This is a genomic window from Bradyrhizobium jicamae (assembly GCF_018130215.1).
In the GTDB taxonomy this organism is placed as follows: domain Bacteria; phylum Pseudomonadota; class Alphaproteobacteria; order Rhizobiales; family Xanthobacteraceae; genus Bradyrhizobium; species Bradyrhizobium jicamae_A.
In genome coordinates, this window is record NZ_JAFCKQ010000009.1 from 1 (window position 1) to 17238 (window position 17238).

The window sequence follows — 17238 nt, forward strand, 5'->3', positions numbered from 1 at the left end:
CCCGCTTACGCAGATCATTGGAAATTGGTCGGACCATCGGATGCTGGCCTCCAGCCCAGCCAGCATCTTGAATCATATTCGTCCGAAATCGGGAATCCCTTCCGATTCAATCAAGCCGTGAACCGCTCTAGTGTGGCGAGCGTCTTGGCCCCATGCCCACAAACTGGCCCTTGATCAGGATGTCACGGCCCATGCCCTCGGTCAGCTTATCGAGGGCTTCCCTCGTTCGGCTGAGAGCATGTTCCACGACCACAAGCCGTTAAATGATCACGGTTTGAAGTCGTGCTGGATCTACCGGGGTACGCTCAAGATGGTTTTGACGCGACCATGACCCTGGGGCAGATGCCCCGGGTCGATTTTCAGTTCAACAGCATGCGTTAGCTCGTCAAGGCGCATCAGGAGCAGTTGCGCGTCAAATGATCTGACGACGTAGGTGCTCCCATTCACGCCGATTCAGGCCGGCGCTTTAGGCCTGCGCCTCGTTGCGACCTTGGATCCAGACGTGACGTGATCTCTCCAAATGTCGCTGCATCAGCGCGACCGCGCCGGCCTCGTCGCGCTTCGACAGGCAATCAAGTAGCTGGAAGTGCTCACCAGCCGAGTGAGTGATGTATTCGCCGCTCTTGCCGCCCTTAAATCCGTGCAGCCGGACCCGATCGCGGAGGGTCTCCACGAGGTCGGCGAGGGGCTTGTTGCCGAGCGTGGCGATCAGCTCGACATGAAACTTGCGGTCGGCTTCGAGAAACTCGATCAGATTGCCCGCATCGGCGGCGCGTTTGGTCACCGTCGCAAGTTCGTGCAATTGCTCCAGCTGCGCAGGCGCAAGACCGGCGCGTGCGATCTCTGCGATGCTCGGCACTTCGAGCATCGTGCGGATGGCGTAGATGTCCTTCAGCTCGTTTGGCGAGAGTGCGACCACGCGGAATCCGCGATTTCGCACCGCCTCAAGCAGACCTTCGCGCGCGAGGTCCAGTAGGGCCTCGCGCACAGGCGTCGCCGAGACGCCGAGCTCGGTCGCCAGCCGCGGCACTGAATAAAGCTGATCTGGCTGCATCTGCCCGGTGATGATCATCCCGCGGATCACCTTCCGCGCCTGCTCACGCAGGCTCGGGCCGGACACCAAGCTGAGTGCGCCGCCAAGTCTCTCATCCATGCTCAAGCCCTATCCATGATTCTGGTCAGAGTAAATGTCATATGTAACATATTACTCCTGACTGGCGCGGTGTGATGTGTGATATTTTACTCCAAGACCAGAACAAAGGGAGGTAAATCGTGGTAGATCGCATCCTCATGATCGTGTCCGACACCGTCCGTTGGGACATGCTCGGTTACAACGGGGGCGGGGTCAGAACCCCGAACCTCGACCGGCTCGCCGCCCGATCGATGGTGTTCGACCGTTATTATGCGTCGAGCTTTCCGACGGTCCCCGCGCGCTACGATTATCTCACCGGAAAACCTGCGTTCGCCGGCGTCGGTTGGGGCGCGTTGCCGCGCTCGGATCGCTCGATTGCCACCGCATTGACCGAAGTTGGCTACACCACACTCGGAGTGGTCGATACGCCGTTCTATCAGGTCAACGGCTATCAATATGATCGCGGCTTCAACTACTTCTACGACATGAAGTCCCAGCTTCTGGGAACGCCGCATTACAGTTCGTACAGCGCGCCCAACAAGACCAAGCGTCAGGGCGAGGGCAAGCTGCCGCAATGGCCGATCACCGGCAAGGTGAAACCCGACCCGCGCAGCGGCGAGATGGACTGTCCGGCGCCGCTCACAATGGTGCAGGCAGCGAAATGCCTGGAGCAGGTCTACGAGGACAAGTTCTTTGCGCTGGTCGACACCTGGGATCCGCACGAGCCGTGGGACCCGCCGGCCTATTACACCCGCCACTATCTTCCCGATTATGCAGGCGAACGTGTGCATCCGCCCTACGGGGAGTGCAAGAAGCACGGCATGACCGATCGCGACATCGCTGTCGCACGCGCTCTCTACAGTGGCGAGCTCGAGCTTGTCGATCGATGGATTGGGTATCTGCTCGACCAGCTCGTCTATCTCGGCATCCAAGATTCGACCGCGATCATCTTCGTCTCCGACCACGGCTTCCTGTTGGGAGAGCATGGGCTCATGGGCAAGATGGTTCGCCGCGCGCCCGGCGAGGCCACATGGATGCGATCGCCGCTCTACGAGGAAATCGCGAGGGTGCCGTTGTTGATCCACGTGCCCGGCGCCAAGCCCGGACGAACCAACAAACTTGCCTGTGCGCTCGACATCGCGCCCACGATCTGCGACATGGCCGGCTTGCCGCGTCAGCCAGAGATGCAGGGTCTCTCGCTGCTTCCGGGTGTGCTTGGCCAGCCCTTCGAGGGGCGCGACCATGTCCTGACCGCGCTGCCGCTCGCCAATCCCGGCGATACAGTCGAAGTCGTCGACGATCTGATGCGGACCGTGGTCGAGTGGCAACCGGTCACGATCACGACGCAACAATGGTCGCTGCTCTATGCGACCTCGAGCGAGCCGGTCGAGCTCTACGACCTGCGTACCGATCCGAAGCAGACCACCAACGTCGCGTCCAGGCACCCCGACGTGATCCGATCCCTGCTGGAGCTTTACGCGCAAGACCTGCGCCGCGCCGGCGTTACGAAGAAATATGCAGATCCGCGCCTCGCCAGTTCGCTCGAACCTGCATCCTAGTCTTCTTGGCTGCCGAAAGAGCGTGGCTGGCTGGAATCTCGATCGATCTGATGGAGAAGAGGCATGAGGGCGGACATCTCGCGAAGGCAATTCCTCGGCTCCGCTGGGATTGGAGTTGCCGCCCTCGGCTACGGTTCGGGCTTTCCCGCCTTGGCCGCAGATGATGAGGCGTCGGCGCCGAAGCGCGGCGGTGTGCTCACAATCGGCCAGGACGAGAACCCGATCGGGCTCGATCCGCACAAGACAGCGGCATTCTCGACAGATAACATTGTCGAGCACATCTATACCTGCCTGCTGAGGTGGGACGCGACGGCCAGCCAGGTCGAGCCTGATCTTGCCGTCGCGTGGGAGAGCCCGGACCCGCAGACCTTCGTGTTCCATCTGCGTGAGGGCGTGAAATTCCATAATGGCGACGCGCTCGCGAGCGAGGACGTCAAGTTCACGTTCCAGCGTCTTGTAGATCCCGCGACGCGCTCGCCGTGGGTGTCGATCTTCTCGGTCATCAGCGCGATCGAGACGCCCGATCCACGGACGGTTGTTTTCCGCCTCGCCAAGCCTTTCGCACCATTCCTCAACTATCTCGCCACTCTCAAATATGCCGCGATCGTCAGCCGCGAAGACGTCAAGCGGCGAGGTGACCTGATCAAGGGTGGCGTTGGCACCGGGCCATTCATGCTGGAGGATTTCCAGCCGGATTCTCTCGTGAGGCTGAAGCGCAACCCCGACTATTACGAGCTCGGATTGCCTTACCTCGACGGACTGGATTTCCGAATCATTCCCGATGAAGGCAGCCGCATGGCAGCGCTGCGAGCGGGCAGCGTCCAAATGACCTGGCTCAGCTCGCCAGACTCGGCGGCGCAAATGCGTAGCGTGAGCAACATCGTCGCGCCCGAACCAGAAGCGTTTTCGAAGCTGCTGCTGCTCGAGTTCGACCAACGTGGTCCACCCTTCAACGATGTACGCGTGCGGCGCGCCTTCAGCCTCGCTCTGAACCGGGAGCTCATCATCAAGGTGGTCTGGCGTGGCCGCGCCGGCTTGGCTGCAGCTTTGCCGCCGGTGCAGTCACCCTTCGCGGTTCCGAGCGGCGACGTCCTTGGTTTGCCCTATACCAAGGAAGACGTCGCCGCGGCCAAGGCGCTCATGGCGGAAGCCGGATATGCCGCCGGCTTTGACACGACCTTCGCGGTTTCCCCATCGAACTATGGCGACGTCCAGATCGCGCAGATCGTCCAGCAGTTGGTCGGACGCATCGGCATCAGGATCAAGATCCTGCAGAAGGAATGGGGCAATCTGGTCACTGATTTTCAGTCGACGGAATCACCGATCTCGATGGCCGGGTTGGTCTGGGGTCCCGATCCCGACACCAATATTTCGATACGTCTCGACTCGCACTCCACGGTCAATCCCGGCAAGACGGCCGATCCAGTGCTGGACGATATGCTTGCCAAGGCGCGGCAGAGCTACGACGCCGCGGAGCGAGTGAAGCTTTATCGCGCAGTTCAGCAGCGTGTTGCCGATATGGCCTACGTCATCACGCCCTGTGCCTCCGCGCTGCGATGGGAGATGTGGTCGAACAAACTGCAGGGCTATCGCACATTACCATCGACGCAGCGCGTCTATCTTCGCCAGGCCTGGTTCCAATAGCGCACGCAACGGATTCGAATGGAGTCGTCGATGCTCAGATATGCCGCCGGGCGCATCGTTCTCACCGCCCCAGTGCTGATCGGCGTTTCGCTCATGAGCTTTGCGATCATTCATATGATCCCGGGCGATATCGTGAGCGTGCTCGCCGGCCCCGCTGTGGCGCTCGATTCCGAAGCTGCGCAAAATATTCGTCATGCGCTTCATCTCGATCAGTCGTTGCCGGTACAATACGGTATCTGGCTCGTCAGCGCGCTTCACGGCGATTTCGGCAATTCGCTGGTGATGGGGCTGCCGGTCGGGCCGCAGATTGCTTCCCACCTTCCGGTGACCCTCGTACTGACGGCATTTTCCCTGGCCTTTACGATCCTGATCGGCTTGCCCGCAGGCGTTGTCGCCGCGACAACGCGCGGACGCTGGCCCGATTTCGTCATCCGTGGCGCTGCACTGATCGGACTCTCCACGCCTGCATTCCTCGTCGGTGTGGCTGCCGTGCTGCTGGTATCGATCTATATGCCGTCCTTCAAAACCCTTGGCATCGTCGATCTGCGCAATGATCCGCTCGGCGGCACGCAGATGCTGCTGCTACCGGCCTTCCTGCTGTCGCTGCCCTCGGCGACGACAGTGATGCGCTATACCCGCGCCGCCATGCTGGAGGTGCTGGCCGAACCTTACATGGCAACGGCGCGCGCCAAGGGTGCCGGTCGCATCCGCGTTCTGATCCGGCATGGTCTTCGCAACGCGCTGTTGCCGGTGGTCACTGCACTGGGCGTCACCGCTGCCCAGCTGGTTGCAGGTGCCGTCGTGATCGAGCAGGTGTTCGGCCTGCCTGGCGTTGGACAGTTGATGCTCAATGCCATCTATCACCGCGACTACACCCAAGTGCAGGCTACGGTGCTCGTCGTCACGACACTTGTGGTCTTGATTAACATTGTGGTCGACCTCAGTTACTACCTCCTCGATCCGAGGATCCAGCATCATGGCTGACGCGCACGCGACAATGATCGACGCGCCGGACAGGTCAGGCGTGCAACTGAATGACCCAGCGGCAGGCGACCAAACTGACGTCGTGTCCGGCCGATCACGACTTCGCCTAAATCTCCCGCTCGTCATCGGTGCCGCTATCGTGCTGTTGTCGATCGGGCTCGCGCTCGCAGCGCCCTGGATTACCGCGCATGATCCCTTGGAGATCGCCGACGCGTCGCTCTCGCCGCCCTCAAGCCAGTATCTGCTGGGGACGGACCAGCTAGGGCGCGACGTCCTGACGCGCATTCTCTACGCGGCGCGCACTTCCCTGGCTGTGGCCTGCCTGAGTGCTGTGCTCGCCTTTGCGTCCGGAACGCTGATCGGACTCCTCGCGGGGTGCTCGAGCGGACTGATCGATGGCTGCCTGATGCGCATTCTCGATATTCTGCAGGCCTTTCCCGCGCTGCTATTGGCAATTGCACTCGTCGCCGCGCTTGGAGCGAACCTGCCCAATCTTGTTCTTACGATGGGTCTCCTGTTCATGCCGAGGTTCGCCCGCGTCGCGCGCGCCTCGACGCTGTCGGTGCGGGAGCGTGACTACATTATCGCGGCGATCGGGCTCGGTGTGTCGCGGATGCGGACGATGTACCGGCACGTACTTCCGAACGTCGCCGCGCCGCTGATCGTCGAGACCTCGCTGACGGTGACGCTTGCCATCCTGACCGAGGCCTCGCTGTCCTTTCTTGGGCTCGGCGTGCAGCCGCCTGATCCGACCTGGGGCGGGATGATTGCCGAATCAACCTCGGTGATGGCGCTCGCGCCATGGCTCGCGCTCGGCCCGGGATTTGCAATCGTGTTCGTCGTCGTCGGCTTCAATCTCATCGGCGATGGCCTGCGCGATGCGCTGGATCCGCGAGGTTGATCGATGCGGAAAATACAAGAGGTGACGCGATGACCGACCTGTCCTCGGATCTCCATTGGGCACCCGGCTGGCAAATCCGCGAGGCCATCATGACGCGACGTGTGTCGGCGACCGAAGTCGCGACCCGTTTCATCGAAAGGATCGAGGCGCTCGATCGGGGCCTCCACGCGTTCTTTACGCTATCGGCGGACGTCGCTCTCGGCCAGGCCAGGGCGATTGATCGGCGGATCGATCGCGGCGAGCCTGTCGGCGCGCTGGCGGGTGTTCCGGTCTCGATCAAGGATCAATTCTGGACCAAGGGCATCCGCACCACCAGCGGCTCGCATATCTACGCCGACCACGTACCGGAGGAGGATTCGCTACACGTCGCGCGCGTGAAGGCGGCGGACGGCCTAATCATCGGCAAGACCGCTACGCCCGAATTCGGGACGTTCTGGCGCACCGCCGGCCGCGTCGCGCCCGAATGCGTCAATCCTTGGGATTCCCGACGCACGTCTGGAGGATCGAGCGGAGGGGCGGCGGCGAGTGTCGCAGCCGGCTTCGGCCCATTGGCGCTCGGCAGCGATTCAGGTGGATCGATCCGGCTGCCCTCGGCGATGTGCGGGGTGCTTGGCGTGCTGCCGAGCAACGGCCGGGTGCCGAATCACGGCTCGTTCGGATCCACGCTGTTCCTTTCCCGTGTGGGCCCGATCAGTCGCGACGTCCGCGATGCTGGCACGCTGTTGCAGCTACTGGCACGACCATCAGTCGACGATCCCCTGTGCCGGCTGGATGAGCCGCCCGACTATCTTTCCGGACTCGATGACGGCATCGCGGGACTGCGGCTCGGATGGTGGGAGGATCAGAGCATTTCGGGGCAGGTCGATGCCGCCGTGATCACCGCGATCAAGAAAGCTGCGTGTGGTCTTAGCTCGCTCGGCGCAGACTTTGTCGATGACGCCGTGACGTTCGACACGCAGGGTGTGGACGAAGCCTGGCGGGTGCTCGACTTCGTCGATCGTTACGCCGAGCTCGGCGAGTCGCTCTATACTGACCCGCTGGCGCGGCGCAAATTGACCCCATATGCGCGGGAGAGATTTGCCTGGGCCAAGCGGGTGAGCGGCGCTGAGTATTCGCGCGCGGTGCGCCGGCGCGCCGAATTCATCCGCTCGTTCGAGGCGGCTTTCCGCAGTTGTGATCTGGTGCTCTCGCCGACACTGGGCTTTACCGCGCCGGTCATCGAATCGGTCGGCCCCACCCAGCGGATTCCGACACTCGTCGCCTACACGCTGGCCGTGAATCTCGCCGGCTTCGCGGCGGCTTCAATTCCATGCGGCTTCGTCGGGGGCATGCCGATAGGGTTACAGGTCATCGCACCACCCAATCAGGAAGCTCTCGTGCTGCGCGCCGCCCGTGCCTTCGAGCAGGCCTGGCCATGGGTCGAACGCAAACCCGCGATATGAACGAGAGGACGCGACAATGCCGCTGCTCCGGGTCAGAAACCTGCGGACGCATTTTCACACCCGAATGGGCGTGATGAAAGCCGTTGACGGCGTCGACCTGGAGGTCGGTGAAGGAAAGACGCTCGGGATCGTCGGCGAGTCCGGCAGTGGCAAGAGCGTCACTGCGCTCTCGATCATGGGCCTGATTGAGAGCCCTGGACACGTCGTCGAAGACAGTCGGATCCTGTTCGATGGACGTGATCTCGCAAGGTTGCCCGAACCGGAGATGCAGGCGATCCGCGGCAACGCAATCTCGATGATCTTCCAGGAGCCCATGACGTCGCTCAATCCCGTCTATACCGCAGGCAATCAGATCATCGAAGCCATCCGGCTGCATCGGAAGATCGGAGCGAAAGAGGCTCGAGAGTGTGCGATCGAGCTCCTGAGGCTGGTGGGCATTCCCTCGCCCGAGCAACGCTTCTCTGCCTACCCGCACCAGTTGTCCGGAGGGATGCGGCAGCGCGTGATGATTGCGATGGCGCTTGCCTGCGAGCCGCGCCTGCTGATCGCGGACGAGCCAACGACGGCGCTCGATGTGACCATCCAGGCGCAAATCCTCGAACTGTTACGCGAGCTTCGCCAGCGGCTCGGCATGTCGATGATCCTGATCACCCATGATCTCGGCGTAGTCGCCGAGATATGCGACGACGTCGCCGTGATGTATGCCGGACGGGTGGTCGAGCGCGGCCCCGTCAGCGCGATCTTCCGTAACCCGCAACATCCCTACACCGAGGCGCTGCTCCGCTCGATCCCGCTGCTGGGGATGACGCAGGCAATGCCGCTCAACGTCATTCCGGGTAAGGTTCCGAGCCCGCTCCACTGGCCGCGGGGCTGCCGCTTTGCGGCGCGTTGCAACTATGCCGTCGAGCGCTGCCGCTGCGAGGAGCCGGCTCTTGCCGAGTCAGGAGAGGGGTGGGCGGCATGCTGGCTGCGCGAGCAGCGGCCGCGATCGAGATCCGAGGGAGCGCTTCATGCGTGAGCCGCTGCTCAGTGCCCGCAATGTCGTCCGTCATTTTCCGGTGCGTCGCGGATTGTTGCAGCGCGTTGTTGGGCAGGTACGCGCGGTCGATGGAGTAAGCTTCGATATCCTGCCCGGCGAGACCCTCGGCGTTGTCGGCGAATCAGGCTGCGGCAAATCCACCCTCGGCAGGGTTCTGGCTGGCCTGCTTCGAGCAAGTTCGGGCGAGCTCTGGTTCGAAGGAAAGAGCGTTGACGCGCAAACCGGCGCGGAGCTGAAGCGGCTCCGGCGTGACATGCAGTTCATCTTCCAGGATCCGACCAGCTCGCTCGATCCGCGCATGACCGTGCGGGACATCATCGCCGAAGGGCTCGATGCCCAAGGTATCGCGACGGGGCGCACCAGGGAGAAGCTGGTGCACCACATACTCGACAAGGTCGGGATGCAGCAGGACACGGCACAGCGATATCCGCATGAATTCTCAGGTGGACAGCGTCAACGCATCGGAATAGCGCGTGCGCTGGTGTTGCGACCGAAACTGGTCGTCGCGGACGAGCCGGTGTCGGCGCTCGACGTATCGGTCCAATCGCAAGTGCTGAACCTGCTCGTCGAGCTCAAGCGGGAATTGCGACTCACTTATGTTTTCGTCGCGCATAATCTCGCCGTCGTCAGCTACATCAGCGACCGGATCGCGGTGATGTATCTCGGCAGGATTGTCGAAATCGGTGAAGCCGCAACGCTCTATCGCAGTCCCCGTCATCCCTACACGAAGGCGCTGCTGTCGGCGATGCCGCAGCCGCTCCCTGGCAACAGGCCGGAGCGCATCGTTCTGCGCGGAGATGTTCCTTCCCCGATCGATCCGCCTTCGGGGTGTCGTTTCCGGACGCGCTGTCCGATCGCGCGGGAGATCTGTGCGAAGCGAGAGCCATCGCTCGAAAGAGCGAGCGAGACAGCGGAGCACTTCGTCGCCTGTCACTTCGCCTGAGGTTTGCCCCGAACCGGATCGTTCGACCTTCAAATCCTTGATCGGCCTTGTCGGCGCAGTCAGCCGATGCGGATTACCATGTCGCCGACCCCGTTTCGTTTGCTGGTCGACAGCCGCGGACTGCGGTCGATCATGTTGGATCAGATTGGTTCGGATGTTGAATTCTTGGGGGCGACCCCGGCGCGCGTGAAACCATCGTGGCGCATGCTTGGGTGAGTTTCACAATGGAAGCTTCGGAGGCGAGGTAAGGGTTGGTCCTATCTGCGCTCAATCAATGCCGTGTGCGACCGACCCTTCTTGCGATCGCTTTTTTTCCCGCGCTGGCGTCAACGATTTGGTGTGGGAGGCGCGGCTGGTCGCGGTTTTATTTTGAATGGATGGAGGATGAGCGCGAGTAATCGTGCTTTGCTCTCGCGACACACGCAGCCTGCCATAAAGCGCGGCCATGACGGCCTCAAGGCTGTCCAGCCGCATTCGACCGAAGAGGTGGTCCGACACGCGCAGCTTCTTTCTGTCCTTCGTCAATGGAAGCGCAGCGGTTGGGAGAAGGAAATAGTCTTGAATGCAGTTATTGCCGTGGTCCATTCGAATGAGAAGCGTGAGTGCGGCCTTTTGGTACTTGAGCTTCCGCACTTCCCATCGACGAGCCCTGACGTCACCGTCCGAAACGGAGCGCGCCACTTTCGCGCGCTTCAGGCTCTTGAGCATGACCGACGACAGGCTGCCATCGTTCTCAAACTCATCGGCACAATAGTGAACCTGTATTCCAGCTCGTTTGCAGATGAATTCGTAGTAGGCGCTTTCGTCGGTGTCCTGAAAGCGCCCCCAACGGCTCGCATCGAAGACGAGGACACAATCAAAACCTGGCTGCCCGCTCTCGACGTCATTAATGAGTTGCTGGAGACCCTGAGGGCGAGCAATGGTGAGACCGCTGCGTCCGGGATCGGAATAGTTGCGAACGATTTCTATGCCTCGGCGCGCTGCATAGGCAGCGATGGCGGCGGCCTGAATTTCAATCGAGTATTGTTGGGGATTGGACGACATCCGTACATATTGTGCAGCGCGTAGCATCGAAGGCTAATGCTGATCCGCTTGCACCGTGGCGGTGTTTGCAGTCGTCCGATCGCGCGACACAATGGCGCGTTCTTTTTGCTTCGGTGAAGGTGATTGTCTCTCGGGCACTGTCGAAGACCTGTGATATCGCCGCAGGCGTGCAGCCGTCGCAGGTCGGTAATGCCGAGCATGCCCCTGTGGTTCCCTGCGGAACTAAAGTCGTTATAAAGGGTTGCCAACGTGGTGATTGACGACGCGGAAAACACCATCCCCCAAAAAAGTGCGCCAATACCTCGATTATATCACAGATTGTGCAAGTCGAAGTATGGCCTGCCTTACTCTTGAGGGCCGGGACGGCTGCCTCGCTACTTGCCGTCGACGAGCTTGACGCCGATTCTGTCCGCGAGAGTGACGAGGTCTGCGTACACGGCGTCAACTTTCAGCAGGTCCAGCGGAGCGCCTACGGACGATAGATCCGCGGCGGCGACACGGTCGCCGAAGATCACGATCGCCAAAGCACGATCGTCCTGGCGAGACACCCAGCAAAGTCCCTCAGCATGTGAGCAAGAAGCGTGGATAGCTTCTGCCCATTTCCGGGTGTTCGGATACTCGCTCTTTTCGGTATCGATGAGCTGACTGCGTTGAATCCCGAGCCTTTTGAGTGGCGTCACGCTGAGGTCGACGAGTTTGAGGTCTCGTTTCGGCGTCACTTGCGAATAAACGTGGCTGGCCAGCTTTTGCTTGTCGAAGGTCTTTAGTCCGGCGACAAACGGCACGTCATGAAAGACGGCTTCCATGGCCGCGCATTCGAACGCCGTGCCGCCATAAATAGTAGGGATGTTCGCGCCGCTTGAAGCCTTGATTGGACTGAACCGGGCACTGCCATGCGGGCCCGGATTAAATTGGCTGCTGCCATAGGCCTTGGGGTGGATCCGATGAATGACCTGGCCTTTCGGCCAGGTCGTCATGTTCACCAGATTGGCAAGGCCGGCGGGCGGAGCCGGTACGACCGGGGACGGGGAAGGCGGGGCTGGCCGCGGCTTGGCGGCCTTCGTCCGGGCAGCCGGGCGGCGTACGCCGGCCTTCTTCTTAGCCATGGAGCACGCCGGCTACCTCGTCCTCGGCCGCTGCGACAACGCGATCGGGCTCGCTAATCAGCAAGTCCTGCGGCCGCTTGCCACCGAGGAAGCTGTTGACCGACGCAAACCAATAGGCAAGTCCCCAATCGTCCTTCTTTCCGCGGAAGACCACCAGCACTCGTGCCAGGTCTTTCGCCGGCCGATAATCCGTCGATGGACCGAAAGCATAGCCCGGAAAATAGTCGACCCCGTGGTGGCGCACGGCGAAGATCTGCCCATCCTTTTTCCATTTGTTCGGTTGAGCGCTGGGATTGCTTGCACTGAACCCCGCCATCTCCGCAACCTCAGCTGCCGTCATCCATTCGCCCGTTTCCAGCACGCCCTTGCGGGCCTCGGCTGTCATCCGGGCCTCAATCAGCTTGTGTTGGGGCATCGGAACGTCGGGCACGATAGCCTCGATGATCGACCGGTATTTAGCCTCGTGACGGCGCTCAATAATGCTGGGGATCAGCGCAGCGAGGCCGGCAACCGCATCTAGAAGCACGTGAGCAAGCGCTTTGTTGCTATGCTGCAATGTCAAAGCGATAACTTGATCCACCGGCAGATGGGCAAGTTTTTTTCGAACTTCGTCGGGGGTCCCGGTAACGGTTCCGACACCCGAGCGCTGAAGGGCTTTTTCTGCGGTTGTCATGGCTTCATTCCGGTTATCTCGGTTATCAATATAATACGATAACCGTCATAATCAAGAGCATTCGACCGCAGCGCCGATCCCGTCGCGGAGGGCACTTTTCGCCTTTTGGACCTCTTGAACGCCTCAGCCAATTGGGAAGCCAAGGATCAGAGCGCACCGCTAACTGGTTTTGCCGCGAGCGCTCTAATTCTATCCTCAATCATGTCGGCGTCGGCGATGCCCGTCGCGTCGCCTGACGCGGTGGGAGGCTCGGACAATGCTGCCGTCATTCAAGTCAAAGGTGGGCATGGTCATGGACACGGCTGGGGTCATCACGGCGGCCGCGGCCATCACTACGGATGGGGTCGTGGTCATCACTACGGTTGGTGGCACCATCACCACTGGTGAGGCGTTCAACCTAGTACGTATCGTACGTGATGGACGCGTGAGAGTGCCGCTCATCGTCTGCTGGCGGAAAACTCCGTTGGGCAATCCGGACATGCGCCGGCTTTTCGCTCACCCTTCCAAGCCAGAAGGGCCGCGAGCAGCAACGCCGTGACGACCAGCTTGGCCAAAGTGTCGTTGCTCAACAAATGTGCTCACCCCCGCTGTTGCAGAGGTTACTTTTCACGTTCAGTCCGATCTCGACAAGGTGACGGATTGCCTCGGGTTTGGACCGCATCACCAGTCAAGAAACAAACACAGCGATCCGATTACGAGAGAGGCGACGACGAAGAGGACAAGGCAGAAAAGAACGGTCCGCCGCCGTGATGGGTTGCGCTGTAACGACAGCTCCAGCTCTCCCGGGATAACATGAAAGCGGAGTTGGTCGTGGCGGATGTTTTCGCGCTCAAGCATTTCGCGAATCCGCATTCGCCGCTCGTCAGTCCAGAATTCGTCGTTGTCGTCTTCCATCAGCCACCGCTAAGCGCCGGTTCGTCCGACAACTTCAGCCTCGTCCCCCAAAAGAAGCGGCCCCGTGATGTGGGGGACAAACGCGGGGCCGCAGGAAAGGTTGGTGACTTACCGGATCATAGGCCCGGCCGGATTGCCCCGCTTCGTCCCTGATGGAGTATCACTGAAGTGATACGGGAACTTTTCCGGGGTTGGGGCACAACCCTATTGACCAGGATTTTGCCACCACCCTATTGGGCTGGCCCAGCGCCGCCCGCTTGAAATCCCGCACGCGGGCGGCGTTGCTGTTGTCAGGTAATCCGGACAGCAAAAGAGCCTCGACGGGCGGCCGGCACGTCGAGGCCCTCACGCTTTCATCCCATCATGAACAAGCCTACGCCGACGACCAGCGCGACCACGGCCACGCCCGTACATACGATGAAAGCGAACTCTACGCTGTCGAACTCCACCATCCAATCAACACTAGGGCCGGCCCAGAAGCGCCGCATTCAAATATGAAAGCCAGCGAGGGTGTCCTAATTTGAAGGGACGGGTATCCTTGGCGGCGGCTAGACCACGCGATACCCCATGCCACCGATCGGCCCCTTGATGTCCCAGTTGAAGTTCGGCCTGACGTCAGCGCCGCGCTTACCGCAGGCGCTGCAGACCAGGCGGGGTTCAATGTCGGACAGCCGCTGATCATCACTCCAACGGTCGGCCATGATCGCAATCGAATGGCTGCAACCGCAGTCGGCGCAGTAGATCAAGACGCCGTGAGCGCCTATCGAGCGCATGTCGCCGAAGGTGATTTTTTGGGGGCGCGTCATGATCCATGATTGCGCCAAACGAGTGTCGAATGAAGCCGCTAGAAACTGGGCCGGTCGCAGGTGCCGAAACCCACGGATTGGTCAAGGCCGCGCCGAGAGGCCGCCAACTGAGGCACCCCTTACTCTATGGATGTCGGCTGGTGGTCTGCTTGCAGACGCGCCTCTAGCCAATCAGCGAGAACCTTGTACTCGCGCTCCATCTTTTCGAGTTCTGCTCTCGTCTCTTTGTGCGAAGTGATGGCGGCTTGGAGACGGCACTCACGCTCCAATGCGCGGTACATACAGGGCGGCATCGTCCTGATCCCGTTGTCCGCGAAGCCTAACCGGTGTTCCCAAGTCTGGGCATTTAACTATGTGGGTCGCCTGAGGGTGGTTTCTTCTCTTTTGGGAAAGGTTCTCGTGTTTTCCGCCCGATGAAAGTGTCGGGCATGGGAACCCGGTTCAGGAGTTCGGCAGCTTCACTGGCGTACTCTCGCAGGATCTTCAAGTTGTCAGCATCTCGCTCGGATGGACGATAGATTCCGTGCTCTAATCGCATGGCTGCGCTCCCTGATTATGTAGGCGGGAGCACGCTCGGTCTCTCAGCCACCGACGCCTACGGACGTGTCTCGTGATGCAAACTCAATAGCAGTGCGGCGGGATTGTTCCGAGGACGCTAGGAAACCACGACGCTGCGGCCTTACTGTTCCTGATACGGAAGGGGAACGGAATCGTGGTTGGCGCGCCCAAGGAAGGTGTCCGGAAGTGGCTGCTTCAGCACCTCGGCGGCTCTCGCAAGCACTTCCAATGCCTGTGAATGACACTCCGCGATCTCGAACGCCAGATCGTGGACTCGGTATATGTGGCGCTGGAGATCGGGGGCTCGCATGGCATCATAACGCTTGGCGAGGGAACCCAGTTCCGGCCATAGATTAATTTCAAACTGAGGCATTACCGACGACGAACGGTTATCCCTGTTCAGAGCGCATGCTGTACCGTTGGCAGCACAGCGCTAGGCTCTATCTCGGAGATAAAACGGGGCGGCCAAGCTCAAACGCTTCCCCCGGCGCATCTCCTTCTCTCTCATGCACACAGAGAGAGCGAAGCCGCCTTTCGACAGGGGCGGCTTCGTCATGTATGGCGGAGAATGACGCGCCAACCTTGTGCAAAGTCTCCTTACTTTCTTGCCTGGCTAGTTCCTCAAGCTCGTCCAAAGGCCGGCGCGCCGCCCGAAAGAAGCGGCCCCAGCGGTTGGAGGGCGCTGAGGCCAAAGGTTGCAACAGGGAACCGTCCGTGCGGGTGCCTAAATCAATACGGCCCCAGTCCTTGCGGGCTGAGGCCGGGGGCAGCCGTAGGCTATGGGAAAGATTCAGGACACCCCGGACATTTCAGTTAAGGCCAAACGGGGGACGCGGCATTTGCATATGTTAGGTCAGGTCATGAACCTTCGGGGTGCCGCGCCGACTTATCAGAGCCAGGATTTTGCCACGACCTTCCTGGGGCTAGGAAACGACGCCGTCCGTGTGCGTATATTTCGAGCGGGCGGCGTTGTGTTGTCTGTGTTGCTACTTCGCACCCAGACGAAAGTAGAGCGCGCCGAAGCCCGTGAGCGCTGCAACAACTTTTAGAGTATTCGGGTCGCTTGCTACGAGACCGATTGAGCCGCCTCCGCGATCAGGTCCGTGACTTCCTTCGGACGGGACGCCAGTGACGCATGGCTCGCGTCGAGCGTGATGACCTTCTTCGGGTTTAGACGTGCCGACATCATTTTTTCGTTCTCAGGGTTGATCATGCGATCCTGACTTGAGATCTGATACCAGCTCGGCTTGCTCTTCCAGGCAGGTTTGCTGATTGCATCGCCAAAGGTGGTGCCGAGAGGTGCTTTCTGCGTGACGGCCATGACGAGTGCTTCATCCTCGGTCAGGTCTTGACAGAAGCTTTCGTGATACTTGTCAGCCTTGATCCAAAGATAGCCGTCGTTGTCAGGAGCGATATTTGCGAATGCCGCCGGAGGATTTTCCTGCGAGATGCTGCCAGGGCTTTCGCCCGCATCGGGGGCGAACGCAGCGATGTAGACGAGGCCGACCACATTCGGCTCGTTCCCGGCCTGCGTGATTACCGCGCCGCCGTAGGAGTGGCCGACCAGCAGCACATTGCCCCTCTGTTGCGCGATCATTTTCTTTAGTCGTCCGGCGTCATCGGCCAGCGAAGTTAGCGGCATTTCAACCGCATGCAGGTCCGAATAGCCACGTTTCGCGAGCTCGGGAATCGCCTTGGCCCAATGTGCCGCGCCGCCCCAGAAGCCATGGACGAGAATGATTGCAGGCTTTGTCATGAGAACTGTCTCCCTCGAAATCGTTCAGCGGAGTCTGCATTACATCCAGAAGCCAACGTTTCAGCTCCCCTTGCTTCAGCAAAGGGCCGACAACGAACTCATGCGCTGGAATAGAAACAGCTAGGGCGACGGTGACACAATAGTAACGACGATCCCGGCGGCGATGATACCGTATTCGATGCGACCCGGGAAGCTCTTGGACGAACGCAAAAAGTAGTGCGCCTTCAGTCGGCGGCATTACTCATTTTGAAGTGAAGACCGAGTCGGCATCGCGGCCGCCGTCCGAGCCATTCAGCATTGTGCTGTTGAAACGGACGAGCGCGGCGGTTGCAATGGCCTCCTTTATTTGAGCATCGGTCGCGCCAGCGGCTTTTGCCGCCTTAGTGTGACCATAGACGCAATACGTACAAGGAATTTGGGCTGCCACAGCGAGGGCAATGAGGTGCTTGGTTTTCCCGTCCAAAGCTCCCGTGGGATTCATCACGGCCAGCTGTTCGTCCCAATGCGGTTTCAGTGCCTGGTCAGGAAGTGTCTGTTTCATCCATCCAGGGGCCTCCTGAGCGCTCACGCTTGGTTCCGTTGCCAAGGCCAACAACAGCGCTAGACCGGCACTCGCTAGTAGCGTTCTCATGACTGATCTCCCTAAAAATAAGATGCCTTAGACCAGAAAAGCGAAGCCTGCTGAAAGCTGCCGATGCCTGCTGGCGGAAGAGCAGACATCTCTCAACCGCTGCGTAGGCCCAATCGTGGCATCATG

The 17238-nt window shown here is 60.5% G+C and carries 16 protein-coding genes; 8 read left to right on the forward strand and 8 right to left on the reverse strand.

Annotation, left to right across the window (positions count from 1 at the left end; genetic code table 11):
* Positions 1–466 precede the first annotated feature (466 nt).
* Positions 467–1153: a GntR family transcriptional regulator gene (locus JQ586_RS13145; protein ID WP_212394994.1), complete on the reverse strand. Its 687-nt coding sequence runs from the start codon at positions 1151–1153 to the stop codon at positions 467–469.
* Between the two features lie 119 nt (positions 1154–1272).
* Between JQ586_RS13145 and JQ586_RS13150 the strand changes: the two genes are divergently transcribed.
* The 7 genes from JQ586_RS13150 to JQ586_RS13180 all read left to right on the forward strand — a co-directional run bounded on the left by JQ586_RS13150 (position 1273) and on the right by JQ586_RS13180 (position 9644).
* Complete coding sequence (locus tag JQ586_RS13150; RefSeq protein WP_212394995.1) at positions 1273–2691, forward strand: sulfatase; 1419 nt, start codon at positions 1273–1275, stop codon at positions 2689–2691.
* A gap of 63 nt (positions 2692–2754) precedes the next feature.
* The gene (locus tag JQ586_RS13155; RefSeq protein WP_212394996.1) at positions 2755–4335 is read left to right on the forward strand and encodes an ABC transporter substrate-binding protein; all 1581 of its coding nucleotides are present in this window, start codon (positions 2755–2757) and stop codon (positions 4333–4335) included.
* A 30-nt stretch (positions 4336–4365) separates the two neighbouring features.
* On the forward strand, positions 4366–5319 hold the full coding sequence (locus JQ586_RS13160) for an ABC transporter permease (protein WP_212394997.1): 954 nt from the start codon (positions 4366–4368) through the stop codon (positions 5317–5319).
* The gene (locus JQ586_RS13165) at positions 5312–6220 is read left to right on the forward strand and encodes an ABC transporter permease (protein ID WP_212394998.1); all 909 of its coding nucleotides are present in this window, start codon (positions 5312–5314) and stop codon (positions 6218–6220) included. The genes JQ586_RS13160 and JQ586_RS13165 overlap by 8 nt, the downstream gene beginning before the upstream one ends.
* Before the next feature lie 29 nt (positions 6221–6249).
* Complete coding sequence (locus JQ586_RS13170) at positions 6250–7662, forward strand: amidase (protein ID WP_212394999.1); 1413 nt, start codon at positions 6250–6252, stop codon at positions 7660–7662.
* A gap of 64 nt (positions 7663–7726) precedes the next feature.
* Positions 7727–8680, forward strand: coding sequence for an ABC transporter ATP-binding protein (locus tag JQ586_RS13175; protein WP_249147567.1), 954 nt, complete (start codon positions 7727–7729; stop codon positions 8678–8680).
* On the forward strand, positions 8673–9644 hold the full coding sequence (locus tag JQ586_RS13180) for an ABC transporter ATP-binding protein (RefSeq protein WP_212395001.1): 972 nt from the start codon (positions 8673–8675) through the stop codon (positions 9642–9644). The genes JQ586_RS13175 and JQ586_RS13180 overlap by 8 nt, the downstream gene beginning before the upstream one ends.
* A gap of 267 nt (positions 9645–9911) precedes the next feature.
* Here JQ586_RS13180 and JQ586_RS41305 read toward each other — a convergent pair whose 3' ends face one another.
* From JQ586_RS41305 to JQ586_RS13195, 3 genes are all read right to left on the reverse strand, one after another.
* Entirely contained in the window at positions 9912–10715 is an 804-nt protein-coding gene (locus JQ586_RS41305; RefSeq protein ID WP_212395002.1) for a recombinase family protein, read from the reverse strand.
* Positions 10716–11062: 347 nt separating this feature from the next.
* Complete coding sequence (locus tag JQ586_RS13190; protein ID WP_249147537.1) at positions 11063–11794, reverse strand: RES family NAD+ phosphorylase; 732 nt, start codon at positions 11792–11794, stop codon at positions 11063–11065.
* On the reverse strand, positions 11787–12467 hold the full coding sequence (locus JQ586_RS13195) for a hypothetical protein (RefSeq protein WP_212395003.1): 681 nt from the start codon (positions 12465–12467) through the stop codon (positions 11787–11789). Before JQ586_RS13195 ends, JQ586_RS13190 begins: the two co-directional genes overlap by 8 nt.
* A 256-nt stretch (positions 12468–12723) precedes the next feature.
* Between JQ586_RS13195 and JQ586_RS13200 the strand changes: the two genes are divergently transcribed.
* Positions 12724–13005, forward strand: a complete 282-nt coding sequence (locus JQ586_RS13200) for a hypothetical protein (RefSeq protein WP_212395004.1) — start codon at positions 12724–12726, stop codon at positions 13003–13005.
* Positions 13006–13127: 122 nt separating this feature from the next.
* Here the strand turns inward: JQ586_RS13200 and JQ586_RS13205 are convergent, their stop codons facing one another.
* From JQ586_RS13205 to JQ586_RS13220, 4 genes are all read right to left on the reverse strand, one after another.
* Positions 13128–13361, reverse strand: a complete 234-nt coding sequence (locus JQ586_RS13205) for a hypothetical protein (RefSeq protein WP_212395005.1) — start codon at positions 13359–13361, stop codon at positions 13128–13130.
* A gap of 548 nt (positions 13362–13909) precedes the next feature.
* Entirely contained in the window at positions 13910–14167 is a 258-nt protein-coding gene (locus JQ586_RS13210) for a hypothetical protein (RefSeq protein WP_212395006.1), read from the reverse strand.
* 1624 nt (positions 14168–15791) lie between these two features.
* A complete protein-coding gene (locus JQ586_RS13215; RefSeq protein WP_212395007.1) occupies positions 15792–16481 on the reverse strand; it encodes an alpha/beta hydrolase in 690 nt (229 codons plus the stop codon).
* A gap of 241 nt (positions 16482–16722) precedes the next feature.
* Entirely contained in the window at positions 16723–17022 is a 300-nt protein-coding gene (locus JQ586_RS13220) for a carboxymuconolactone decarboxylase family protein (RefSeq protein WP_249147539.1), read from the reverse strand.
* Positions 17023–17238: the final 216 nt, after the last annotated feature.